Consider the following 23,972-nt stretch of genomic DNA (forward strand, 5'->3'; position numbering starts at 1 on the left):
TCAGGCGGCGAACGACACGGTCACCGAAGGGCGGCGTTGGCGGCGCAACGCCGCGCCGGCCAGCGCGAAGCCGCCGATCAGCATCGCCCAGGCCGCGGGCTCCGGCACGGGGCCTGCGCCGCCCGTGCCGGTAGTGGTGAAACTGAGGCTCCATCCGCGATCGACCGAGCCGATATCCCCCGCCGCCGTGTCTGCCGCCAACAGGGTCCACCGGCCATTGGGATCGTAGCCGGCGAAGTCGGCGAAGGACAAGACATCGCCAACGCCGTTGATGCCATAGGCGTACCAGTTCGACGGCAGATAGCTGCCGGTCGTGACCGGGCCCATGTCGAACAGCGGATAGGGCAGGAAGCCGGCGGCGGCATCGTTGAACGTGACGGTCGCGTTGCTGACGGCGTTGTTCCCGCCCGCACCGCTCCAGAAGATCAAGCCGAGCTGGAGATCCTCCGCCACGAGCCCGAAAACCAGGTCGTCCGAATAGCTGTGGTTCACCCCGTTGAGGGTAAGGGACAGGCTGGAGATCGTGCCCTGGAGACCGGAAACATCGATGGAGCTCAGCGCCTGGCCGGTATCGGGAATGTTGATCCGGTTGCTGTTCGTCAGCGTCTGCGCAGCGGCGGGCGCAGCGGCGACCGCCAGTGCCAGAGCGAAGGAGACGATCCTCTTGTGCATTTTCTTTCCCCTCTTGCCACCCAACCCTCGCGACACCGCGCGCGGACTAAGGCGTATCAACCATCCACCCTCGTCGTACGCATGTTTCTGCGTCTCATTTGGTAAATATGTCGTTAACCGTAAGGATTCAGAATCGTGCGGAGCGAAGGATGGTTCCGTGCATAGGCACGACTATTACTGTCCTCCTTCCGCCGGCCGGCGTGATGGAGGGCGGCGGAAGAAAAACGTTGTGGGAAACCGACCCTGGGGTCGATGGGATCAATCGTGCTCGCGGCCGCCGGCGCCCATGTAAAGCTCGCTGCCGGTCTCGCGGAACACCTTGCTCATCTCGGCCATGCCCGTCTCGGCATCCACCGTCGCCGGCGTCGCTGCGAGGAAGGTATCGGCCGAGGCGTTCTGCTTCGCCGCGAAGTCGCGCACTTCCTGGGTGATCTTCATCGAGCAGAATTTCGGCCCGCACATCGAGCAGAAATGCGCGGTCTTGGCGCCCTCGGCCGGCAGCGTCTGGTCGTGATACTGCTCCGCCGTGTCCGGATCGAGCGACAGGTTGAACTGGTCGCGCCAGCGGAACTCGAAGCGCGCGCGGCTCAGCGCGTCGTCGCGCACCTTCGCCGCCGGATGGCCCTTGGCGAGGTCCGCCGCGTGCGCCGCCAGCTTGTAGGTGACCACGCCCACCTTCACGTCGTCGCGATCTGGGAGCCCCAGATGCTCCTTGGGCGTGACGTAGCAGAGCATCGCCGTGCCGTACCAGCCGATCATCGCCGCGCCGATTCCGCTGGTGATGTGGTCATAGCCCGGCGCGATGTCGGTGGTCAGCGGCCCGAGCGTGTAGAAGGGCGCCTCGCCGCACGCCTCGAGCTGCTTTTCCATGTTCTGCTTGATCTTGTGCATCGGCACATGGCCGGGGCCCTCGATCATTACCTGTACGTCCTGTTCCCAGGCGCGCTTGGTCAGCTCGCCCAGCGTGTAGAGCTCGGCGAACTGCGCCTCGTCATTGGCGTCGGCGATCGAGCCGGGGCGCAGGCCGTCGCCCAGCGAATAGGCGATGTCATAGGCCTTCATGATCTCGGTGATCTCGTCGAACCGCTCGTACAGGAACGATTCGCGGTGATGCGCGAGGCACCACTTGGCCATGATCGAGCCGCCGCGGCTGACGATGCCGGTGACGCGCTTGGCGGTCATCGGGATGTACGGCAGCCGCACGCCGGCATGGATGGTGAAATAGTCGACGCCCTGCTCGGCCTGCTCGATCAGCGTGTCGCGGAAGATTTCCCAGGTGAGATCCTCGGCGATGCCGCCCACCTTTTCCAGCGCCTGGTAGATCGGCACCGTGCCGATCGGCACCGGCGAGTTGCGCAGGATCCATTCGCGGGTGTCGTGGATGTTGCGGCCGGTGGAGAGGTCCATCACCGTGTCCGCGCCCCAGCGGATCGACCAGACCATCTTGTCGACCTCGCTCGCCACGTCGCTGGCGACCGCCGAGTTGCCAATATTGGCGTTGATCTTCACCAGGAAGTTGCGACCGATCGCCATCGGCTCGCTTTCCGGGTGGTTGATGTTGTTCGGGATGATCGCCCGGCCGCGCGCGACTTCGTCGCGGACGAACTCCGGGGTCACGTAATCGGGGATCGAGGCGCCCCAGTCCTGCCCGTCGCGGACATATTCGGCCAGCCGCTCGCGGCCGAGATTCTCGCGCTCGGCGACATATTCCATCTCGGGCGTGATGATGCCGCGCTTGGCATAGTGCATCTGGGACACGTTCATGCCCGGCTTGGCGCGCAACGGGCGCTTCACGACATTCGGGAACTGCGGCACGCCGGCCGAGCGGTCCGGCCCCTTCAGGCCATTGTCCTCGGGCTTCACCTGGCGCGCGTCATAGGCCTCGACGTCGCCGCGGCCGAGGATCCAGTCGCGGCGCAGCGCCGGCAGGCCGGCCATGATGTCGATACGGGCATCGGGATCGGTGTAGGGGCCCGACGTATCGTACACGCGCACCGGCGGCTCGCCGCTGCCCGGCTCCAGGTGGATCTCGCGCATCGCGACGCGATGCTTGCCGACATGGATCTTGCGGCTGCCGCGGATCGGGCCGGTGGTGACGCCGATTTCAGTCTTTGCGGGAATGTCGGCCATGCTCGTCTCTCCTTCGGGCGGACGCAAGGAGAGCAGATGGACCTCGGGGAACAAGACCCTCCCTCCCTACGCCGGTGTCAACCGGATCAGGTTCAGCGGGTCGAAGGCTGCAGCCTTCCTCTCAACCGCTGCGCCAGCGGTCCCCCGGGGAATGAGCACCCGTCTACGCGCAAGCGGCGCGCCGAGCAATCCCGACGCGCCGCCCATCTATCAGAAGTGGCAAGATCAGACGAGAGCTTCGACGCGCGCTCCCCGGCGACGGCCACGCAGCATGCCGCCGGTGAGGCCGAAGCCGCCAATCAGCAAGGCCCAGGCGGCCGGCTCGGGAACGCCGGACGTCGCACCGGCGCTGAATTCTGCCCGGAACTGCACGTCGCCAAGCGCACCGGCGCTTGCATCCCAATCCCGCGCCAGCAGGCTCGCAGCGCTGTCACCCGCATTGGCATAGACGAAGTCGCCGCCGCCATAGGGATTGCTGCCGAACGTGCCCGCGGTCGGCATCCAAGCGCCTGCACCCGACGGCTGGGTCAGCCCCGCCGTGGTCAGAAACGCCACATAGCGACCTCCGGACACCAGATCGATTGCGCCGACATCAAAGCGGAGCGCATCGAAAGCCGTGCCCGTCGTGCCGCCAAAGCTGCGCGCATCGCTGGCGTAATAGGCACCGCCCACCGCGCGGTTGCCGTTCCAGGCATAGACATAGGCGCGCACATTGACCGCGCCGCCGCCCAGGAAGAAGGTGAAGCTGTTGAGCGCGTTATCGCTGCCTACCGTAAAGGTCTGCCCGTACACCGGCGTGGAACGCGCGCCGAAGCTGTCGATCTTCGCGACATAGGCGCCGCTGGTGTCGATCGTTGCCGCCGATGCCGGCACCGCCAGCATCGCGGCGGCCAAACCAAGGGCCTTGAATGCGGAATACAATGTCATGCCTCCCCCTGTTCGGTCCACTTGCTCGTCGCCCAATCGCGTCGAATGGCACCAAGCAGAACCCTAGCATTGATGCGTAACGCTTGGAAGTTGTAGGATCAATTTGGAAGCGCACGTCAAATAAGCGGTTCGCCGCATTACCGTCCCGCTTTGGGCAGGCCCCGTTTCGCCGCGCGTCCTTCCCGCCCCCGACTTGCCTTCAGAAAGTATAAGCGAGGCCCAGCGCACCATACCATTGGTTGCGCGAACCTGCGATCCGCACCACCGGCGAATCGGCGGCATCGTCCAGCATGCGACGATAGCCGACGCCGCCCACCATCGAGAGGCCGTGGAGGAGATCGCCGGTCAGCGATACGTTGCCCAGCGCGCCCAACGTCCAATCCTTCCAGCCCTTGCGCGCGGTGAAGGCCGGCAGTCCGCTTGCCGCGCTGCCCGCCGGCGTGACGCCGAAATAGGTGCGCGCATAGCCGTCGCCCATGTAATTGGCCGAGAGGTTGAGTGCGACGAAAGCCTTGCGGCTGAGCGGGGTGCTATACGTAACCGACGGCGAGACCAGATAGCTTTTGTGCACGGTGCCGACATCGTTGGTGTAGGAAACGCCGACGCTCAGCTTGTCATAGTCGCTGGTAATCAGGCCCTGCTTGCCAATGCCGATGAAACCGCCCGCTTCGATCGCGGGATCGATCTTGCCGAGCTGGCGGACCTGCCGATCCTGAATGCGCGCCGTGCGGTTGAGGTTGAGATTGACCACCGGGCCCGCCTGAAAGTCCCATCCTGGCCCAGCGCCGTCGGCGATCAGATCGGCCCAGGCGCGACCGCCCAGCACCGAAAAGTTGATGCCGGAAATAGTGCCGCGCGCCGCTGGCGCGACCGTCACCACGGACTGATCGGAACCGTCATAGCTGGGGACGATGGCGAGGCCGGCCCCCACCGTTACGCTATCTCCGCTCAGATCAGGTGCGGGTTCGGACGATTGCTGGGCCAGGGCGGGCATCGCGATCGACAGGCAGAGCAGCGTGCAGGTGCTGTGGTACGCGGTACGAACAGAAAACATGAAAGGCTCCGGGGACGGATGTTGCACCAGCGCAACGCAGGTCGCTGATCGCAGTTCCTGTCGCGGTTATAGCAGATAGCGCATGCGCACTTCCTGGCGATCGCTGCCGCCGGTCAGCGGGAACTGCGCGGCGGTGAATCGGGGCGGGCCGAACCCGATGGCCGGATTGCGCGAAAAGCCGAAGCCCTCGCGCGGGATACCCATCATCGTATCCAGCTTGCCGTTGCCATTCGCGTCGTGGATCACCGCGACCGCATAGTCGCCAGGCGCCAGGCCCGTGACGCGCAGCTGACCCGCGCTCGCCGGAATCGAGCGCTTGATCGCGCCGCCGCCGTCACGGCAATCAGGAAACACGGAGGGCGCAGGCGCGATGCACACCTGCAGCAGCCCGCGACTCGAACGCAGTTTGACGAAATCAATCTCCAGCGTCGCCAGTGGCGATCCGCCGCCCAGTATCGGGAACAGAGCCAGCGCGGCGAGCGCGCGGCGTGCCCTGGAACTGCCCCAACCCCTGGTCCGTCCCGCACAGCCGGTCCCAGAACCGGAAATAAAGCCCATAGTTGCACCCATATCGTTCATGGTGGCGCTGATGATGGCTCGCGGTGATCACCCACGCCCCGACTGGCCCCCGCCACAACCACGCTGGGAAGATCTCCCAACCCATATGATTAGTCACCCCCATAACCGTCATGATCGTCAGCACCAAGCCGAGCGCGGCGACATGAATGGGAATCACGAAGACCAGCAGCGGTATCACGATTGCGCCCGACAGCGCCTCGCCCCAATGGAAACTCATCGCCGCCCAGGCGGTGGGCGGACGGCTGGCGTGGTGGACGGCATGGTAGCGACGAAAAAGCGCCGGCATGTGCATCGCCCGGTGCGTCCAGTAGAACCAGCTGTCGTGCAGGAACAGGTACAGGAACGCCGACACCGGCAGATACCAGAGCGGCCAGGCATGGACATCGTCATAGATGCGCGTCCAGCCCTGCGCCTTCCAGCCCCACGCGACGATGCCGGCGGGGATGCCGTAGATCGCGGTAGAGGCGAGGCTCCAGCCGATTTCTTTGCGAATCTGCCGATCCAGCCCGGCATAGAGGCCGGGATGCCGCAGCCGCGTGGCGAGCGCGAATCCAGCGGACGCCGCGAGATAGCGCACCCCGACGATCACCGTCATGACGACCGCGGAGGTCAGCAAGGCAAGGGCGATGTCCATGGCAGAGCCTGCTACGCCTTCGCGGCGCGGGCGGCAATGCGATTGACGCCGATCCAGCGCCACTTAGCGACGCGAAACACCGTCGGTTGCGCCCAGTGCGCGGCAGATGACACCGGTAAACCGTTGTGATGAAGCAACAGTCGTAGTTTTACGCAGAAGCGCACAACAAGATTGTAAACCTGATCAGGTGCACCCTCCCACCCCTTAAACAACAGCAAGTACGGGTCGGGAGTGGTCGTCGTGAAATTGCGGTATCTTTTGCTCGCGTTCTGCTCGAACGCCATAGTCGCCCCTGCGCTGGCGCAATCCGCCGGCGACAGCGAGAAGCCTTCGGAGACCGCGCAAGTCCCCGAGAAGGAAGTTTTTTCAACCGGCGTCGCCAAGGGACGCGACCGCCTGGACAGCGCAACGTCGACCAGCGCGTTCCGCGCCGCCGAGTTCGAAAAGCTGGGGCCGCGCCCGCTTGCCGATTTGTTGCGCACCATGCCGGGATTACGCGTCGCCAACAATATCGGTGAAGGCAACGCCAACTATACGGTACGCGGCCTGCCACTGGCGGCCGGCGGCTCCAAATACATGCAGTTCCAGGAAGACGGGCTGCCCGTCCTCGAGTTCGGCGACTTCTTCAACATCGCCGCAGACGTGTACATGCGGGCGGACTTCAATGTCGCCGCGATCGAATCCATCCGTGGTGGTTCCGGCTCGACCTTCTCGTCCAACGCCCCCGGCGGCGTGATCAACCTGATTTCGAAGACGGGCGAAGTCGCCGGCGGTGCGATTCGGCTGTCGACCGGCGTGGATTATGGCGAGAAGCGCGTCGACTTCGACTATGGTAGCCCGCTCGGCGGCGGCTGGCGCTTCCACATCGGCGGCTATTATCGCTCGGGCGAAGGGCCGCGCGACATCGGCTTCACCGGCTTCAAGGGCGGCCAGATCCGCGTCAACGTGACCAAGCAGTTCGCCAACGGCTATGTTCGCGTGCACGGCAAATGGCTGGACGATCGTTCGCCCACTTTCGCGCCTTATGCCGTCCGCATCACGGGGACGAACGACAATCCGGTGATCAGCGATGTGCCGGGCTTCGACATCCGCCGCGACTCGACACTGTCTCCCTATATCGGGCCGGTGATCACGCTCGACGGCGAGAACAAGCTGCAGCGATTCCCGGTCGCCAACGGGATGCATCCCACCTCCAAGTCGATCGGCCTGGAAGCGCAGTTCGACGTCGCCGGTTTCACCATTTCGAACCGCATGCGCTATTCGAAGAATGGCGGCGACTACAATCGCGCCTTCCCGTCGAGCATTACCACCGTGGCCGCGCTTGCGGCGTCTCAGGGAGGCGCCGGCGCCACGGCGCGCTATGCCACCGGCCCCAATGCCGGCCAGTTGATCTCCACGACGACGCCGGTCAACGGCAACGGCCTCTTGATGTTTTCCTACATCTCGCAGACCCGCGCCCGTTCGCTTGACAATTTCACCAATGATTTCCGCGCTACCCGCGTCTGGAAGATGGGCCGCGGCGATCTGACGGTGACCGGCGGGCTCTATAAGGCGAACCAGCAGCTCAACACCCAGTGGCTGCACACCGCGATCAACACCGATGTCGTCGGCAACGGCCAGACCGCAATGGTGGACATCTTCAACGCGCAGGGCGTGGCCCAGACGCAGGGCGGCTATTATGCGTTCAGCCGAAACGGCAGCAATTTCCGCCGCATCTTCGACGTATCCTACGACATTCTGGCCCCCTATGGTTCGGCCAACTACCATATCGGCAAGATCTCGATCGGCGGCAGCGTCCGCTATGATCGCGGGCGGGTGCGCGGCCAGCTGTTCGGAGCGGACCTGGGCGGGGGCCGGGTGGGCGTAACCCGATTCGACGTCAATGGCGACGGCATGATCTCGCCGGCCGAAACACGCGTCGCGACCCTGCCGCTCGATGCACCGGCGCCGGTGAACTACAATTACGGCTATTGGAGCTATTCGAGCGGCATCAACTACCGCGTCGCCGAGCCCTTCTCGCTCTTCGCCCGCTATAGCCGGGGCGCGCGCGCCAATGCCGACAAGATCCTGTTCACGCCAGCGGTGAGCGCGACCACAGGCGGCGTGGCCGATCCCAGCGACAAATATGACGAGGTCCGCCAGCTGGAGGGCGGCTTCAAGTTCCGCAAGTCCAACGCGACGCTGAACGTCACCGCCTTCCGCGCGACGGCGGACGACCACAACGTCCTCAACGGCGCCGCCACGCGCACGTTCCGCACCTATCGTGCGACCGGCGTCGAGATGGAAGGCAGCTACCGCTACGGCATTTTCAGCATTACCGCCGGGGCGACCTACACCAAAGCGAAGATCACTGAAGACAAGCTCGACGCCACGCTCACCGGCAAGGAGCCGCGCCACCAGCCGACCTGGACGCTGGAGGCGACGCCGCAGATCGAGCTGCGCTATGCTACGCTAGGTGCCAATGTAGTGACGATCACCAGCAGCTATGCGCAGGACAGCAATTTGCTGCGGATGCCCGGCTTCACCGTCGTCAACGCCTTCGCGGTGGTGCGGCCGGTGCCGAAGGTCGAGCTGATGCTCAATGCGACTAACCTGCTCGACCAGCGCGGCTTCTTCGAGATCAATCAGAGCACCGTGCCGGCGAACGGCATCGGCTGGGCCCGGTCGATCAACGGCCGGACGATCTCGGTCTCAGCAAAGTACAGCTTCTGAATCGGTAAAGGCAGGCTCCGGTGCGATCGGAGCCAGCCAGCCACTCAGCCGATCGAAGCGGCACAAGGTCACGGCTTCCTCCGCATCGATATGGACCAGCCGGCCGGAATAGGGTTCGGCACGACCGGAGGCGATGTTGCGATCGATCGTCCGGACCGCCTGTTCGATATCGGTGAAGTCCGCATCGTCGAGGGCACTCAGGCCGTAGTTCCACCATTGCAGTCGCATCAGCTCGGCAATGATGTCGGGTGGGAAACGCGTTTTGATGGGCTTGGCGGGTATGCCGCCGACGATCGTATAGGGCCGCACATCCTTCACCACCACCGCGCGAGACGCGATCACCGCGCCATCGCCGATCGTCACGCCGCGCCGAATGAAGGCGCCCTCGCCGATCCAGACATCGTTGCCGACGACGATCTTGTCAGCCCGGCCCTGCACCCGCGTGCCCGCAAGTGCCGCGGCCTTTGCGATCGCCGGCGCGTTTCGCGCGCGGAATTCGCTTAGCTGTGGCCAATCGAACTCACCTTCGAACAGCGGATGGGCCGAAAGATAATCGGTCGGGTGCTCAACCTGCCCCATGACGACGTTGTTGGCGATCGAACAGAAGCGGCCGATGCTCGCGACATGCCGGAAGATGGATGCGCCGCCGCCAAGATAGGTGAAGCCGCCGATGAAATCGGCGAGGTACCTGCCTGACTGCAAGTTGGCGGGCCCCTCGATCAGCGTTTCGCCTTTCGCCCCAGCTCAGCCGAAGCAAACGTCCTGAGCGATGCCGCCGCCGATCTTCCGGCAGATTTGCCGTGCCTCTTCAGCAAGCTGGTTCTCGTTCTTCGGCGACATGAAACCTCCTGCCTTCCTTATAGCAAGAGATCAGGTGCGGCAGTCGGCATGTACGCGCCCCGCTTCGGCGCGCGGGTCCTACGCGCGGGGTTCCCACACCCCCGGGGTTGAGCTAGGCGACGGACATGCCTTCAACCATCAGTTGCGACGTCGCCATTGTCGGCGGCGGCCTTGCGGGCGGGCTTATCGCGCTCGCAATCCGGAAGAAGAAACCACATTGCTCCGTCCGGCTCATCGAAGGCTCGGCGCGGATCGGCGGCAATCATCTCTGGTCGTTCTTCGCGGACGACGTGGCGCCCGAGCATCGCTGGCTCGCTGCGCCGCTGATCAGCCATGGCTGGTCGAACTATGATGTCGCATTCCCCGGTCACAGCCGGACGCTGCCGGCGCGCTACTATTCGGTGGAATCGGAGCATTTCGATCGCGTCGTGCGCGAGGCGCTGGGGCCCAAGGGCCTGCTGCTCGGCCGCGAGGCGGCGGACATCACGCCCAACGCCGTCGCGCTTGCCGATGGCGATCTGGTCGAAGCGGATGGCGTGATCGATTGTCGCGGCGTGGGCGACACCAGCGCGCTGCAGCTCGGCTGGCAAAAATTCCACGGAGCCGAGCTCGCGCTCGCCGCGCTCAACACGGTGCAACGGCCGCTGATCATGGACGCAACGGTGCCGCAGATCGACGGTTATCGCTTCGTCTACTGCCTGCCGTTCAGCCCGACGCGGATGTTCGTCGAAGATACCTATTACAGCGACACGCCATCGATCGACCTGCTTGCCACCGGCGCGCGGATCGAAGCCTATGCCGATGCGGCAGGCTGGCAGGTGGAGCGCGTGCTGCGCGAAGAAGTGGGCAGCCTTCCGGTGGCGATGGGCGGCGACCATGCCGCCTATTGGGCCGCCGGCGGTCGCGGCATCGCCAAGGCGGGCATGAAAGCCGGGCTGTTCCACCCGATGACCGGCTATTCCTTCCCCGACGCAGTGCGGACCGCCGCGCTGATCGCCGAGGAAAAGGATTATTCCGGCGAGGCGCTGCACCAAATGCTGTATGGCTATTCGCGCGGGCTATGGCGCAAGCGCGGCTTCTATCGCATGCTCGCCGCGATGCTGTTCAAGGCGGCCGAACCCGAGGAGCGCTATCGCGTGCTGGAACGTTTTTACCGTCTGGATGCAGGTCTGATCCAGCGCTTCTATGCCGGGCAGTCGACCTGGGGTGATCGCGTGCGCGTGCTTTCGGGCAAGCCGCCGGTGCCGATCGGCCGCGCCCTTTCTGCGATCTGGAACCGCTGATGCGCCGCGCAGCCGTGATCGGCGCCGGATTCGGCGGCCTCGCCCTTGCCATCCGACTGCAGTCCGCCGGCGTGGACACCACGCTGATCGAGGCGCGCGACAAGCCCGGCGGCCGCGCCTATTATTGGGACCGCGACGGCTTCATCTTCGACGGCGGCCCGACGGTGATCACCGATCCGGACGCGCTGAAGGAGCTGTGGCGCCTTTCGGGCCACGATATCTCGGAAGACGTTACGCTGAAGCCGGTCACGCCCTTCTATCGCCTGTCCTGGCCGGACGGCACGACCTTCGACTACACCAACGACGACGCCGTGCTCGCGGGCGAGATCGCGAAGCTCGATGCCAGCGACATCGCCGGCTATCGCAAGTTCCTGGAATATTCCGAACGGGTCTATCAGGAAGGCTATGTGAAGCTGGGCGCGAAGGCGTTCCTGGACTTCAAGTCGATGCTGAAGGCCGCACCCGCGTTGATGCAGAACCAGGCCTGGCGCTCGGTCTATTCGATCGTCTCCAGTTTCGTGAAGAACGAGAAACTGCGCGAGGCGCTGTCGTTCCACACCCTGCTCGTCGGCGGCAATCCGATGGCGACCAGCAGCATCTATGCACTGATCCACAAGCTGGAGCGCGACGGCGGCGTGTGGTGGGCCGAAGGCGGCACCAACCGGCTGGTCGCCGGCATGATCCGCCATTTCGAGCGGCTGGGCGGCGCGGTGCGGATCGGCGACCCGGTCGACGAGATCCTGACGCTGGGCGATCGGGTGACCGGCTTGCGCACCAAGAGCGGCTTCGAACTGGAAGTCGATGCGGTGGCGAGCAATGCGGACATCGTCCACAGCTATCGCGACCTGCTGCGCAATTCGCGGAGCGCGCGGCGAACGGCAGGGCGGCTCGTCAACAAGCGCTTTTCGCCGTCGCTGTTCGTGGTGCATTTCGGACTGCGCGGCACCTTCCCCGACATTCCGCACCATATGATCCTGTTCGGCCCGCGCTATAAGGGTCTGCTCGACGACATCTACACGCATGGCGTGATCAGCGAGGACTTCTCGCTGTATCTCCACCATCCGTCGGCTTCGGACGCCAGCATGGCGCCGGAGGGACATTCGACCTTTTACGTGCTCGCGCCGGTGCCGCATCTCGGCAAATTCCCGGCAGACTGGAGCGAAGTGGGTCCAATTCTAGAGCAGCGCATCCTTGCCGAGGTGCAGCGTCGGCTGATCCCGGATCTGGCGGATCGAATCGTCACCAAGTTCCACTATGCGCCCACCGACTTCCGCGACGATCTTGCCGCGCATCACGGATCGGGATTCAGCCTGGAGCCGATCCTGACGCAGAGCGCGTGGTTCCGCGTGCACAATCGCGATGACGCGATTTCGAACCTGTATTTCGTCGGCGCGGGAACGCATCCGGGCGCGGGTATTCCGGGCGTGGTGGGGAGCGCCAAGGCAACTGCCGAGCTGATGCTGGGCGAAATGGTCTGAAGCATCTCAAGCCCCTCCTCCTTGGAGGAGGGGTTGGGGTGAAGGGTTTCCGGAACGAAAGTAGGTCTCGGTGAGACACCGCGCCATCCCATTCCCCTGAAGGTGCGGCGCTAAGTACCCCCTCTTCCTCCCCGCGAAAACACGCTATCAGCCCCGCCACAGGAGCACATAATGAAGCGTATCGCCGTCTATTGCGGTTCGGCCAGCCCGGCCAATCCGGTCTATATCGAAGCCGCCCGCACCTTGGGCCGCACGCTTGCCGAGCGCGGCATCGGTGTCGTCTATGGCGGCGGTCGGCTCGGCCTGATGGGCGCGGTCGCCGATGCAGCGCTGGAGGCTGGCGGCGAGGTGATCGGGGTAATCCCCACCCTGCTCGTCAACGCCGAGGTCGCGCATCGCGGCCTCACCTCCCTCGAGGTGTGCGAGACGATGCACGAGCGCAAGGCGCGCTTCACCGAGCTGGCCGACGGCTTCGTCAACCTGCCCGGCGGCACCGGTACGATGGACGAACTTTGGGAAGCAATGAGCTGGGCGCAGCTCGGCTACCACGCCGATCCGATCGGTCTGCTCAACATCGCCGGCTATTACGACAAGCTCGTCGAGTTCTGGGAGCATATGGGAACGGTTGGGTTCGTGCGGTCGCAGCACCAGGGCCTGTTGCTGGTCGACAGCACGATCGACGGCCTGCTGGCCAAGATGGCCGATGCCCAGCCGATCGTGCCGATCGCCCAGTTGCGGCGCGACCAGCTGTAATGCGCTTTCCCGGCCGCGATGCGATCGTCGCCACCGCCGGCGAATCGATCGCCCGCGGCTCGCGCAGTTTTGCCGCGGCCAGCAAACTGTTCGATCCCAAGACGCGGGAGCGTGCCTGGCTGCTTTATGCCTGGTGCCGCCGCTGCGACGATATCGCCGACGGTCAGGATCACGGCCATGGCATGACCGTGGTCGAGGATCCCCAGGCCCGCTTGGCGGAAGTGCGCGAACGCACCGCTGCGGCACTGGCGGGCGAATGGGTCGGCGATGCAGCGTTCGACGCACTACGCATCGTAGCGCAAGAGACCGGCATGCCGCATCGCTTCGCCTGGGACCTGATCGACGGCTTTGCGCTCGATGCCGATGGCTGGCAGCCGACAAATGAGGACGATCTGCTGCGCTATTGCTACCATGTCGCCGGCGTGGTCGGCTGCATGATGGCGGTGGTGATGGGCGTGCAGCCTGAGGATGAGGCGGTTCTCGATCGCGCGTGCGACCTGGGCCTCGCCTTTCAGCTCGCCAATATCGCGCGCGACATTGGCGAGGATGCTGAAGCCGGCCGCTGCTACCTGCCCGCCGCCTGGCTCGCGGAGGTGGGGCTGACCGCCGACAACCCGCTCGCCGATCGCAGCGCGCTCGCCATCCTCGGCACGCGGCTCGCCGACCGGGCGGAAGCCTATGAGATCAGCGCGCGGGGCGGGGCGGCGGCGCTGTCGTTCCGCTCGGCCTGGGCGGTACTGGCCGCCGCCGACATCTATGGCGGCATCGCCCGCAAGGTTCGCGCGCGGGGCGCAGGCGCGTGGGAGAGCCGCACCACAACGTCGGGCGGCGAGAAGCTCGCCGCGATCGGCGGGGCCTGGATCGCGGCATGGAAGCGGGCGCCGACGCCACGGCCGGCAGGACTGTGGACGCGGCCGCGATAACTTTGGTTATTGGGCGTTCAGCGCGTTGATCGCGGCATGCACCCGCGCTTCAACTTCGCGTCGCGGAAGGCCAGGCGGAATCGGCTCGCCAAAGCGGAACACGATGTCGCCTTTGTGCATCAGCCCTTTGCGGGGCCAGACATGCCCGCTCTTCACCGCCACTGGAACCACCGGCAGATCGAGGGCACGGTACAGGCCGGCAAAGCCGGAACGGAGCGGGGGTGCCTCACCGGGCAGCACGCGGGTGCCTTCCGGAAAGATCAGCACCGATCGGCCGCTGGCCAGCGCGGTTTTCGCGTCTCGCATCAACGCCCGCAGGGCGCTGGCGTTTGCGGCCCGGTCCACCACGATTGTGCCATAACGCTGCGCCGCCCAGCCCCAGATCGGGATCTTGGCCAGTTCGCGCTTCATCACGGTTGCCGGGCTGTCGAGCATGCGCGTGAGTTCCAGCGCCTCGTAATAGCTTTCGTGCTTGCCGGCGAAGAGCAGCTGCCCGCTCGGTATCGTGCCTTCGACGCGCAGCCGCGCGCCCATGATCGCGCCGACCGACCATTGCATCAGCCATGCCCACAGATTCGAGTGCGCCCGCAGCGCTCGCCCGCCGAACAACGCGACGATCGGCACCAGCAACACCATCACGACGGAGATGCTGTAGAAGAACAGGCGAAAAGCCCAGGTTCGCAGCACGTCCATCAATCCACCCCCACGAGCAGCGCCCCCCGGCGCACCAGATATTTGTGGTATTCCTGCAGCAACATGCGCCAGCGGAGGCGGCTCGGCACGCCGTCTCCCACGATCGTCACACCGCCCAGCACATGGGCAAGCTCCAGTCGGGCGCGCGGCATGTGCCAGTCGGACGTGACCAGCCGCACGCTGCGATACTCGTGCTCGCGCACCCAGCGGACGGTCTCGTCGGCGTTGGAACGCGTGTCGACCGCCTCATGGCCCAAATCGACGCAGCAGCGGAACAGCGCGCGATCGGCCGGAAACTGCGCCGCCAGCTCGCGCGGGCGAACGTCCGGATTGACGCCGCTCACCAGCATGCGCCGTGCATCCTGCCGACGCAGCGCATCCAGCCCGCGCTGGATGCGCCCGGGCCCCCCGGTCAATACCACCACCGCATCGGTGGGATGCGCGCCCAGCGGCTTGCCCAGGCTCAGCAAGAAGACGCCAAAGCCGACGGCCCAGGAGAACGCGACCAGCAACAGCAGCAGGAACAGCCGCCGCATCAGAGCTGCCCCGCCAGCGCGCGCAGCACCGCGATTCGCGCCGCCCCCGTCGCGAGCAACGCAAACGCCACGGGCAGTAGGATCAGCAGCGCCCAGTCGACCGGAGCCAGCCCGGTGCCGCCCAGAATGCCGGAGCCGATCTGCACCAGCCGCGCCTGCAGCAGCACGATCAGCGCCAGGGCCAGAATCGCGCCCGCGGCTCCGCCCAGGAGCGTGTCGAAAGCAATCCGCCGCTGGAACAGGCGGGCAATCTGGTGATCGGTGGAGCCGAGCATATGCAGCACTTCGATGGTATCGCGGTGCGTGTCCAGCCCCGCGCGCGTCACCAGCAGCACAACGCCGGCCGCCGCCGCCGCAATCACCAGCACCAGCCCTGCGGCGACGGCGCCCAGCGTGGCGAGGAAGCGGCGCACCGGCGCCAGCCAGGCGGCGCTGCGATCGACCCGGATGCCCGCCGCCACCGATCGCGCCGCGGCGATCACCGCCTCCGCGCGCTCAGCCGGCACCTCGACATCGATCAGCACCGGCATCGGCAGGTCGGGATCGAGACCGGCATCGCCCAGCCACGGTCGGAGCAGCGCCGCCAGCCGATCGCGATCCGCTTCCACGACCCGGCGCACGCCCGGCATCGCCTTCAGCCGCCCCACCAAGGCCGCCGCGCGCCTGTCGCGCAGCCGGGCATCGGGTTCGACCAGTTGCACCACCAGCTTGCCGGCAAAGCCGCGATCGAGGTCGCCCACCGCGCGCGTGACGCCCAGCCCGAGCGCTGCGCTCAACACCGTCAGGAACAGCATGATGCCCATGATGCCGATCATGATCCGCGCGTGCTGGCCGCGATCGAGCAGTTGGCGATCGATCGTGCGATCCGGGGCCAGGCGCATCATGCCGCTCCCGGCGGATGCAGCAGCACGCCCGTCGGATCGACCAGCCGGCCCTTCTCCACCCGCATCCGGTGCGCATGGGGTATCCGGCCGATGAGGTGCAGGTCGTGCGTGGCCATCACCACCGTCGTGCCCAGCCGGTGCAGCGCTTCGAACAGGTGGAGCAGCCGATCGGCCATGTCGGGATCGACATTGCCGGTAGGCTCGTCGGCCACCAGCAATTCGGGGCGGGCGATAACGGCGCGGGCGATGGCGATGCGCTGCTGCTCGCCGCCGGAAAGCGTGGGCGGCCGTGCAGTGACGCGCGCGCTCAGCCCCACCCATTCGAGCATTTCCCGCACGGGCGCGTCGATATCGCTTTCCCGAACGCCCGCGAGGCGCAGCGGCAGCGCGACATTGTCATAGGCGGAAAGATGCGGGACGAGGCGGAAATCCTGAAACACGACGCCGATCCTGCGACGCAGCGCGGGCAGCCGCCGTCGCGGCAGCGCGCCGGCATCCTCGCCGAACAGCCGGATGACGCCGCGCGTCGGCCGCTGCGCCAGATAGAGCAGGCGCAGCAGCGATGTCTTGCCCGCGCCCGAGGCGCCGGTGAGGAAATAGAAGCCGCCCTTGGCGAGCGTGAAACTGACGTCCGACAGCGTTTCTACCCCGGTGCCGTAGCGCAGGCCGACCTTCTCGAAGTGCACGATGTTCGCCATGCGCCGTGCGGCCCATCCCATCCCTTGATCCGCTTGAGCGGCCGCCATCGCACAGCACCCGATGGCGCTCAACCCGCCGCCAAGCCGCTTGCTGCCCGGAATCGGCGCGGCTAGGCTTCGCGTCCGGCGCGTCTTCGGCCGGGGTAGAGGGGCGGACAGCATGATCTTGGAGTGTAGCCAGTGCGGATCGCGCTATGATGTGCCGAGTTCCGCGATCGGCCCGGACGGGCGGACCGTGCGGTGCGTCAACTGCAAGCACAGCTGGTTTCAATCGCCCGAGCCGCTAGAGCTGACGACACCCGCCGAAGAAAGAGCGGCGCCGCAGCTCGACGCCGTGGAAGAACCGGCGCTGCCTGTGCCCGCTGAGGCCGTCGAGGCAGTAGATGCCGAGCCGGAGGCCTATGATCCGTTCGCCGATCCGCCGCCGCCGCCCCGGCGGGGACGGCTGCGCTGGACGATCGCGGCGATCGTTGCCACCCTGTCGGTGCTGCTGGGCGGTGCCGCGCTGCTCCACTGGAAGGCGCCCGGCGTGGCCGCGAAGCTGGGGCTCAACTTCGGGGCAGGCGAAACGCCGCTGCTGTTCAGCGAGAAGAATGTCGAGCTGAAGACCCGCACCGACGGCAGCCGCCTGTTCATCGTTTCCGGCAAGGTGCTCAATCCCACCGGCAGCGCGCAGCACGTGCCCGATATCCGCATCCGGCTGATGGATGGCCAGGGCCGCGAAGTCTATGGCTGGCGGATCACGCCGGCGGCGCGGACGTTGGACGCGCAGGCGGCGATGGAATTCAACGGCGCCAAGGTCGACGTGCCGGCCGAAGCGAAGGTCGCCCGCCTCAGCTTTGCGAGCGAAATCGGCGAGTGACCTGGATCAGCCGCCCGCCGTTCAGCAGCGCGGCGGCCACCATGCCGAGCCCAGAGGCGAGCACCAGACCCTGCGCGCTATAGCCACCGTGCACCAGGAGCAGTCCCAGTCCGCCGGTGACGATGAAGAAGGCGACGATGCCGTTGACGCCCGCCGCCACCTGATCGCCGAGCGAGCGCAGCGCATAGACGAACACCACCTGGATCCCGTCGAACAGGATGAAGGGCGCCCACAGCATCAGCATCGACGCGGCAATGGCATGAACCTGGGCGCTGGCGGGGAACCCCTGCACCGCAAGCATCGGCGCAAGGATCAGGCCGATCGCTAGAAGCCCGGTGGCGATCGCCGCCAGCACCGCGGCGATCGCGGTGCGCTTCGCCGCCACCTGCGGCACCCCTTCCCCCACCGCATTGCCCACGCGTACGCCCGCGGCGGATCCCAGGCCAAGCGCCACCGCAAAGGTGACGTTGTGGATCGAAAACACGATCTGGAAGGCGTGCGCGGTCGATTCTCCCAACTGGGTGGAGAGCACGATCAGGATGGAGAAGCCGACCAGTTCCAGCCCGGACGCGATCGCCGGCACGACGCCGAACCGCGCCAGCGCCCAGGCCCCGGCCCAGTTGCCCGGCGCCGCCCAGGAACGCAGCGCACGCACGCCGCGCGCCTGTGCACGCGGCAAGGTCCATGCGGCGGCGACCATCCCCACTGCGCCCAGCGCGGAGGCAATAGCGGTAGCCGCCGCCGCGCCTGCCGCACCCCAGGCCGGCAATCCTCCGGCGCCGGTGGCGAGAAGCCAGGCGAGCAGACCGTTGACAGGCAGGATGGCCAGATTGACGGTGGTGACGCGGCCCGGCCGGCTCACCCCCTCCAGGAAGAAGCTCGCGGCGATCGTCACCAGTTGAAACGGGTAGGCCAGCGCCATCATCCGCACCACCGGCGCCGCCACCGGCACCAGATCGGGCGCAACCCCGACCATCGCCAGCAACGGTGCGGCGAATCCGAACAGCAGTGCGCCGCTCACCAGACCCAGCATCAGCGCGAGCAGAAGGCCGCGGTGCAGGACGCGGCCGGTGCCGGGCAGATCGCCGGCGCCGTCCGCCCGCGACACATGCACCAGCACGCCCGAAAGCGCGCCCAACCCCATCACGATGCCGGGAAAGGTGATCGTGCGGCTGGCGCCCAGCGCCGCCACCTGATGCGTGCCCGTCAGCCCGACCACGATCACATCTGTGACGTGCAGGATCGTCCAGTTCAGGCCCGTCAGAATGACCGGCCATGCCAGCGCAAGGATCCGGCGCGTCTCCGCAGCAAGGGGCGTTGTGGCAGCCATGCCCGGGGCATAGGCGCAAGCGGCGTCGCAAGAAAGCCGAACAAGGCGGGTTGCCAGCCCGGTTTCGCTTTGCTAGGGGCCGCTGCCTTACCAGCCGCCGGAACGAAAATGCCGGCGGAAATTCACGTGCGGTCGTGGCGGAACTGGTAGACGCGCAACGTTGAGGTCGTTGTGGCCGAAAGGCCGTGGAAGTTCGAGTCTTCTCGACCGCACCAGTGAACAAGACGATGGGGGCTCCGGCCCCCATTTTCGCATCTGCATCCTGCGCTGCGACATTTATCTTATATTTTGGCACAGTTTTGCGACATGTGCGTCGTACCCGGCGAATGAAGAAGGGCGGGCCTGCGGGCCCGCTTGTGATTCGGTAACAAAGGGACGGAACAACGATGAAGCGACTGGGGACCACCCTGGCAGGTCTGTTGGCAGGCGTATCGCCGCTGGTGGCGCAGGCACAAACTACGGCCCAGCCACAGCAGGGCAGCCGCCCTGCCCAGGCGCCCGCGCAGGAAGCCGATCCCTATACCGATGAAATCGTCGTCACCTCCTCCGCCCCACGCGGCGCGGTGCAGAGCGACATTCCCCCTGAAATTCAGCTCAATCAGGCGGACATCCGTGCCTATGCGGTGTCGTCTATTTCCGATCTGCTCAACGAGTTGGCGCCGCAGACGGGCAGCGGGCGCGGCAGCGGCAGGCCGGTGGTGCTGCTCAACGGCCGCCGCATCTCCAGCTTCGCCGAGATTCGCGACCTGCCGACCGAGGCAATCGAGCGCGTCGACATCCTGGCGGAGGAAGTGGCGCTGAAGTTCGGCTACTCGGCTGATCAGCGCGTCGTCAATTTCGTACTGCGCGAGCGTTTCCGCGCCCTCACCACCGAGCTGGAAGGCGGCGGCCCCACCGAGGGCGGCAACAGCAGCCAGGAAGTGCAAGCCGACATCCTCAAGATCAACCGCGATCGTCGCGTCAATCTGGACGTGAAATATGAGGGCAATTCGGCGCTGCTCGAAAGCGAGCGCAACGTGCTGCCGACGGTCACCGACAGCAGCGGCGTCAACCAGGCGCCCTATCGCACGCTGGTATCCCCGAGCCAGGATCTGACGATCAACAGCTCCTATGCGCGCGACCTTAATCCAAAGCTGGGCGCGACGATCAACGGCACGCTGGAAGTGCAGCAGAGCGAGGCGCTGCGCGGCCTTGCGCTTTCGCAGACGGCGGCCCCGATCGCGCTGCCCAGCGAGCCCAATCCGCTCACCGCCAGCAGCCGCACGATCACCGCGCATCTCGGCACCACGCTGAACGGCGATGGCCTGCCTTGGGGCAATGCGTGGAGCTGGTCGGTGATCGGCAATTACGATCGCGTGACCAGCAACACCATCACCGATCGCGGCTTCGATACCGCCGGGCTGGCGCGCCCCGCAGATCAGGGCCAATCCGTGTCGAATGTCGGCGCGGTCGATGCGCTGCTGCGCGGCCCGCTGTTCCGGCTGCCGGCAGGCGATGTTTCCACTTCGCTGCGTCTGGGCGGATCGTTGAGCAGCTTCGACAGCACCGCCGTGCGCAACGGCCTGCCGACCGATGCGTCGCTGTCGCGCAACATTGCCAGCAGCCAGCTGAACATCGACGTGCCGATCGCCAGCCGCCGCCGCGCCGTGCTGAGCGCGATCGGCGATCTGACGCTCAATGGCAATGTCGCCGTCCAGCACCTGTCGGACTTCGGCACGCTGACGACCACGGGCTATGGCGTGAACTGGTCGCCGCTCAAGCCGCTGCGGCTGATCGCCTCCTGGACCGATACCGAGGACGCGCCGACCACGGGCCAGCTCGGCAATCCGGTAATCGCCAGCCCCAATACCCGTGTGTTCGACTATCGTACCGGCCAGACGGTGACGATCACTACGATCACCGGCGGCAACCCGCTGCTCACCGCCGAGAACCGGCATGTGATGAAGCTGGGCCTGGAACTGCGCCCGTCGGAAAAGACCGATCTGTCGTTCCGCGCCGATTACGTGACCACGCGCATCCGCAACGACATCGCCACGCTTCCTTCCGTGACCGCGCCGATCGAAGCGGCGTTCCCCGATCGGTTCGTCCGCGATGCCGATGGCGATCTGGTGAGCATCGACAACCGTGCTGTCAATTTCGCCGAGAACAACACCCAGCAGCTCCGCTGGGGCTTCAACCTTTCGGTGCCGATCCGGTCGTCCGTCGAAAAGAAGATCGCTGCGATGCGCGCCCAGCGCGAAGCCGAACGCGCCGCGGCCGTTGCCGCCGGAAAGCCGCTGCCGGCGGAAGGGCAGGCGGGCATGTTCGGGCAGCAACAGGGGCAGAACGGCCAGCAGCCCCGTCCGCCCGGCGGCGGCAGCCTCTTCGGCCCGCCCCCTGGCGCGGGCCAGGGGGGGCCTGGCGGTCCCGGCGGCGGCTTCCGCGGTGGGCGTGGTGGCTTTGGCGGGCCGAACGGCGCGCTCGCCGGTCGCGCGCAGTTCAGCCTCTATCATACCTGGTATTTCAAGAATCAGATCAAGATACGCGATGGCGTGCCGATCCTCGACCTGCTGAACGGCGATGCCGCCGGCAACAATGGTGGCCAGCCGGCCCACCAGATCGAAGGACAGGCGGGCTTCACCAAGGACGGCGTGGGCATCCGGCTCGGCTATAAGTGGCAGAGCAGCACCACCGTCTTCACCGGCTTGAACAACACCGATCGGCTGAATTTTGGCGATCTCGGCACGTTCAACCTGCGGCTGTTCGCGGATCTGGGCCGACAGTTCAAGCTGGTGCGCGAGCATCGCTGGCTGCGCGGTACGCGTGTGAGCTTGGGCGTTTCCAACCTTCTCAACACCCGGCAGCGCGTGACCGACCAGACCGGCACGATTCCGGTCAACTATCAACCCGACCTGCTCGACCCGACGGGCCGGACGGTGACCCTGAGCGTCCGCAAGCTGTTCTTCTGATCCCGGCGGCGGCGCGGCGCGTGGTTGCGCGTCGCGCCCGCTTGGCCCATCACGCCCCCGCAACCGAACGGGGGAAGTGCGAATGAGGCGTGGGTATCTGCTGGCGGCATGGGCTGCAGTGAGCGTGCTGGCCGTGCCAGCGGCGGCGCAGCAGGCAGAGGTAAGCAGCACATGGGTGCGTGCGCACGAGACCTTCCTCGCCGGCGACGAGCTACGCGGGCGCGGCAGCGCGACACCCGATGAGGCGATCGCCGCCGCCTATGTCGCCGCGCAGTTCCAAGGCGCCGGTCTGCAACCTGCGCCTGGCATGAACGGCTATCTGCAAAAGGCCGAAATCGTCCGCCTCAAGCTTCAGGCGCCGATCACGCTGACGGTGGACGGCACGCCGGTCGCCGGGGCCGCGCTGCTGATCGGCGACGGCAAGGGCGTGGAAGGGGCATTGCGCGTTGTTCCCGCCAAGGCGCTGTCGCGCGCTGCGCCTGCCGACGCAATGATCGTTACCGGCGATCAACCGGCGATGCAGGTCTATCGCACTGCCAGCCAGCTGAAGAGCGCCCGCCTGGTGATTGTCCGCGAGAGCGCCGACACCAAGGCGTTGGCGGAGCGGCTGGGCGGCGAACCCCGCTTGCCCGGCTATTTGCGCGGCACCGTGCCGGAGGGCCGCCCCGCCCTTGTGGTGCTGCCGGCGGCAGCGTTCGACGCGCTGGCAAAGCAGGGCGGCGCACGCGCCGTGCTGACGGTGCCGGTGGCGGAAGCGGCCAGCGTCACCACCAACGCGGTGGGCTGGCTGCCCGGCACCGATCCCAAGGCGGGCGTTCTTTTGCTCAGCGCGCATCTCGATCATCTTGGGGTTCAGCCCGACGGCACGGTGATGCACGGCGCGAACGACGATGCCTCGGGCACCACGGCGGTGCTCGAACTCGCACGCACCCTCGCCTTGAAGGGCCGCACGAAGCGCGGCATCCTGTTCGTCGCCTATGGATCGGAAGAGATTGGCGGCTATGGCGCGCGTCATTTCATCGCCCATGCGCCGGTGCCGCTCGACCAGATCGTTGCCAACATCGAAGTCGAGATGATCGGCGCGCAGGATCCCAAGCTGCCCGCCGGCACGATGATGATGACCGGCTTCGAACGCTCGACGCTGGGCGAGACGCTGAAGGCGCACGGCGCGCTGGTGACGTCCGATCCCTATCCGGAACAGAACTTCTTCCAGCGATCGGACAATTACGCCCTCGCGCTGAAGGGAGTCGTCGCCCATACCATTTCTGGCTGGGCGGTGGTGCCGACCTACCACAGCAAGGAGGATACGGTCGCAAATATCGACATCGCCTTCATGACCCGCGCGATCCAGTCGCTGGTCGAACCGCTCCATGCCCTGGCGAACAGCGATGCCAAGCCGGAATGGAAGCCCGGCGGCAAACCCGAATGACGTTCCCCAAGCTGGCGCCCCGCGCCGGCTTGCTCTAGCGAGTATTCATGCACACGCCTCACATCGTCGCGCTGGGCGGCACCCTGCGCGCCCAATCCAGCACCGGCAAACTGCTTGCCGCCGCCCTTTCCCGGGCCGAGGCGCGCGGCGCGCGCACCACCCTGCTCACCGGACCGGACATCGTCTTCCCACATTACGAGCCCGAACATGGCGAGAGCGACGCCAAGGTGATCCGCTATGTCGAGGCGCTGCGTACGGCCGATGCGGTGATCATCGGATCGCCAGGCTATCACGGCACGCTTTCAGGGCTGGTGAAAACGGCGCTCGACTATGTCGAGCTGCTGAGCCGCGACAAGCGCGTCTATTTCGACGGACTCCCAATCGGCTTGATCGCGACGGCGGCCGGCTGGCAGGCCTCGGTCGCGACGCTGCAGGCGCTGCGCACCATCACCCACGCGCTGCGAGGATGGCCGACGCCGATGGGAATCGCGGTCAACACCGTGGAGACGCCGGACGTAGAGGCGCATTGCCAGGGCGCGCTCGACGTGATGGTCGGGCAGATCTTCGAGTTTCTGAACCGCTGACGTTCTTCCGCCCTCCCGGCCTG

The 23,972-nt window shown here is 66.3% G+C and carries 21 protein-coding genes, 1 tRNA gene and 1 riboswitch; of the genes, 10 read left to right on the forward strand and 12 right to left on the reverse strand.

Annotated features, from left to right (window positions below):
• The 6 genes from B215_RS21905 to B215_RS0117505 all read right to left on the reverse strand — a co-directional run bounded on the left by B215_RS21905 (window position 1) and on the right by B215_RS0117505 (window position 5,996).
• Window positions 1–672 carry a PEPxxWA-CTERM sorting domain-containing protein gene (locus tag B215_RS21905; RefSeq protein WP_019370935.1) on the reverse strand — a complete coding sequence of 224 codons (672 nt, stop codon included), beginning with the start codon at window positions 670–672 and terminating at the stop codon, window positions 1–3.
• A gap of 258 nt (window positions 673–930) precedes the next feature.
• The gene (gene thiC, locus B215_RS0117485; RefSeq protein ID WP_019370936.1) at window positions 931–2,802 is read right to left on the reverse strand and encodes a phosphomethylpyrimidine synthase ThiC; all 1,872 of its coding nucleotides are present in this window, start codon (window positions 2,800–2,802) and stop codon (window positions 931–933) included.
• A 46-nt stretch (window positions 2,803–2,848) separates the two neighbouring features.
• Window positions 2,849–2,959, reverse strand: a riboswitch (TPP riboswitch).
• Window positions 2,960–3,027: 68 nt separating this feature from the next.
• A complete protein-coding gene (locus tag B215_RS21910) occupies window positions 3,028–3,729 on the reverse strand; it encodes a PEPxxWA-CTERM sorting domain-containing protein (RefSeq protein ID WP_019370937.1) in 702 nt (233 codons plus the stop codon).
• Between the two features lie 199 nt (window positions 3,730–3,928).
• Window positions 3,929–4,783, reverse strand: coding sequence for a MipA/OmpV family protein (locus B215_RS0117495; protein ID WP_019370938.1), 855 nt, complete (start codon window positions 4,781–4,783; stop codon window positions 3,929–3,931).
• A gap of 66 nt (window positions 4,784–4,849) precedes the next feature.
• Window positions 4,850–5,254: a DUF2141 domain-containing protein gene (locus B215_RS0117500; RefSeq protein WP_272942600.1), complete on the reverse strand. Its 405-nt coding sequence runs from the start codon at window positions 5,252–5,254 to the stop codon at window positions 4,850–4,852.
• A complete protein-coding gene (locus B215_RS0117505; RefSeq protein WP_019370940.1) occupies window positions 5,199–5,996 on the reverse strand; it encodes a sterol desaturase family protein in 798 nt (265 codons plus the stop codon). Before B215_RS0117505 ends, B215_RS0117500 begins: the two co-directional genes overlap by 56 nt.
• A gap of 240 nt (window positions 5,997–6,236) precedes the next feature.
• On the opposite strand from B215_RS0117505, the gene B215_RS0117510 reads away from it, so the two are divergent.
• Window positions 6,237–8,708, forward strand: coding sequence for a TonB-dependent receptor domain-containing protein (locus tag B215_RS0117510; RefSeq protein WP_026009372.1), 2,472 nt, complete (start codon window positions 6,237–6,239; stop codon window positions 8,706–8,708).
• On the opposite strand, the gene B215_RS22045 is transcribed toward B215_RS0117510, so the two are convergent.
• Window positions 8,688–9,410, reverse strand: a complete 723-nt coding sequence (locus B215_RS22045) for a CatB-related O-acetyltransferase (RefSeq protein ID WP_019370942.1) — start codon at window positions 9,408–9,410, stop codon at window positions 8,688–8,690. The genes B215_RS0117510 and B215_RS22045 overlap by 21 nt on opposite strands.
• 263 nt (window positions 9,411–9,673) lie before the next feature.
• On the opposite strand from B215_RS22045, the gene crtY reads away from it, so the two are divergent.
• The 4 genes from crtY to B215_RS0117540 all read left to right on the forward strand — a co-directional run bounded on the left by crtY (window position 9,674) and on the right by B215_RS0117540 (window position 13,985).
• A complete protein-coding gene (gene crtY, locus B215_RS0117525; protein ID WP_019370944.1) occupies window positions 9,674–10,831 on the forward strand; it encodes a lycopene beta-cyclase CrtY in 1,158 nt (385 codons plus the stop codon).
• Window positions 10,831–12,309, forward strand: a complete 1,479-nt coding sequence (locus tag B215_RS0117530) for a phytoene desaturase (RefSeq protein ID WP_019370945.1) — start codon at window positions 10,831–10,833, stop codon at window positions 12,307–12,309. The genes crtY and B215_RS0117530 overlap by 1 nt, the downstream gene beginning before the upstream one ends.
• Window positions 12,310–12,480: 171 nt before the next feature.
• Entirely contained in the window at window positions 12,481–13,062 is a 582-nt protein-coding gene (locus B215_RS0117535) for a TIGR00730 family Rossman fold protein (RefSeq protein WP_019370946.1), read from the forward strand.
• On the forward strand, window positions 13,062–13,985 hold the full coding sequence (locus B215_RS0117540; RefSeq protein WP_019370947.1) for a phytoene/squalene synthase family protein: 924 nt from the start codon (window positions 13,062–13,064) through the stop codon (window positions 13,983–13,985). The genes B215_RS0117535 and B215_RS0117540 overlap by 1 nt, the downstream gene beginning before the upstream one ends.
• A 6-nt stretch (window positions 13,986–13,991) precedes the next feature.
• Here the strand turns inward: B215_RS0117540 and B215_RS0117545 are convergent, their stop codons facing one another.
• Genes B215_RS0117545 through ftsE form a run of 4 tightly spaced genes read right to left on the reverse strand, consistent with a single transcriptional unit; the run spans window position 13,992 to window position 16,796 of the window.
• Complete coding sequence (locus B215_RS0117545; protein WP_019370948.1) at window positions 13,992–14,678, reverse strand: lysophospholipid acyltransferase family protein; 687 nt, start codon at window positions 14,676–14,678, stop codon at window positions 13,992–13,994.
• Window positions 14,678–15,214 carry a YdcF family protein gene (locus B215_RS0117550; protein ID WP_019370949.1) on the reverse strand — a complete coding sequence of 179 codons (537 nt, stop codon included), beginning with the start codon at window positions 15,212–15,214 and terminating at the stop codon, window positions 14,678–14,680. The genes B215_RS0117545 and B215_RS0117550 overlap by 1 nt, the downstream gene beginning before the upstream one ends.
• On the reverse strand, window positions 15,214–16,098 hold the full coding sequence (locus B215_RS0117555) for a cell division protein FtsX (RefSeq protein ID WP_019370950.1): 885 nt from the start codon (window positions 16,096–16,098) through the stop codon (window positions 15,214–15,216). Before B215_RS0117555 ends, B215_RS0117550 begins: the two co-directional genes overlap by 1 nt.
• On the reverse strand, window positions 16,095–16,796 hold the full coding sequence (gene ftsE / locus B215_RS0117560; RefSeq protein WP_019370951.1) for a cell division ATP-binding protein FtsE: 702 nt from the start codon (window positions 16,794–16,796) through the stop codon (window positions 16,095–16,097). Before ftsE ends, B215_RS0117555 begins: the two co-directional genes overlap by 4 nt.
• Window positions 16,797–16,956: 160 nt before the next feature.
• Here ftsE and B215_RS0117565 point away from each other — a divergent pair, with 160 nt between their 5' ends.
• Window positions 16,957–17,658 (forward strand): zinc-ribbon domain-containing protein, encoded by a 702-nt coding sequence (locus B215_RS0117565; protein ID WP_019370952.1) that lies wholly within the window; start codon window positions 16,957–16,959, stop codon window positions 17,656–17,658.
• On the opposite strand, the gene B215_RS0117570 is transcribed toward B215_RS0117565, so the two are convergent.
• The gene (locus B215_RS0117570) at window positions 17,630–18,988 is read right to left on the reverse strand and encodes an MATE family efflux transporter (protein ID WP_019370953.1); all 1,359 of its coding nucleotides are present in this window, start codon (window positions 18,986–18,988) and stop codon (window positions 17,630–17,632) included. The genes B215_RS0117565 and B215_RS0117570 overlap by 29 nt on opposite strands.
• 128 nt (window positions 18,989–19,116) lie before the next feature.
• Here B215_RS0117570 and B215_RS0117575 point away from each other — a divergent pair.
• The 4 genes from B215_RS0117575 (at window position 19,117) to B215_RS0117590 (ending at window position 23,949) form a co-directional block, all read left to right on the forward strand.
• A tRNA-Leu gene (locus B215_RS0117575) sits at window positions 19,117–19,203 on the forward strand.
• Between the two features lie 171 nt (window positions 19,204–19,374).
• Window positions 19,375–21,936: a hypothetical protein gene (locus B215_RS0117580; protein WP_019370954.1), complete on the forward strand. Its 2,562-nt coding sequence runs from the start codon at window positions 19,375–19,377 to the stop codon at window positions 21,934–21,936.
• A gap of 82 nt (window positions 21,937–22,018) precedes the next feature.
• Window positions 22,019–23,365 carry a M28 family metallopeptidase gene (locus tag B215_RS0117585; RefSeq protein WP_026009373.1) on the forward strand — a complete coding sequence of 449 codons (1,347 nt, stop codon included), beginning with the start codon at window positions 22,019–22,021 and terminating at the stop codon, window positions 23,363–23,365.
• Window positions 23,366–23,412: 47 nt separating this feature from the next.
• Window positions 23,413–23,949 carry an NADPH-dependent FMN reductase gene (locus B215_RS0117590; protein WP_019370956.1) on the forward strand — a complete coding sequence of 179 codons (537 nt, stop codon included), beginning with the start codon at window positions 23,413–23,415 and terminating at the stop codon, window positions 23,947–23,949.
• Window positions 23,950–23,972: the final 23 nt, after the last annotated feature.

This window comes from Sphingomonas sp. ATCC 31555, assembly GCF_000282895.1.
Classification (GTDB): Bacteria; Pseudomonadota; Alphaproteobacteria; order Sphingomonadales; family Sphingomonadaceae; genus Sphingomonas.